This is a genomic window from Undibacterium sp. 5I2, assembly GCF_035019605.1.
GTDB lineage: Bacteria > Pseudomonadota > Gammaproteobacteria > Burkholderiales > Burkholderiaceae_D > Undibacterium.
Genome location: NZ_JASJVS010000191.1, coordinates 1 through 258 on the forward strand (window position 1 = coordinate 1; position 258 = coordinate 258).

The window sequence follows — 258 nt, forward strand, 5'->3', positions numbered from 1 at the left end:
ATCAATTCGAATTTAAAGGCTTGAAGTCGTTGCATGATTCAATCATACTCTGGTCTATGATCGATGAAAACAACGATATTAGAACTGGCAGGCATTGCATGTTCATGATGCATGTCCATCTGGTCTTCGTGACAAAATACCGTCGCGGAGTGTTTACAAAAGAGATTCTTGACGACCTGCGCCCGATATTCGCCAGTGTCTGCGTTGACTTCGAAGCGGAACTGGTAGAGTTCGACGGCGAGGATGACCACGTACACT

At 45.7% G+C, this 258-nt stretch carries 1 protein-coding gene; it reads left to right on the top strand.

Annotated features, from left to right (window positions below; all coding sequences use genetic code 11):
• Nucleotides 1–59: 59 nt before the first annotated feature.
• Nucleotides 60–258: IS200/IS605 family transposase (gene tnpA, locus QN359_RS19930; protein ID WP_323493640.1), on the top strand; the 199-nt coding region annotated here is incomplete at its 3' end.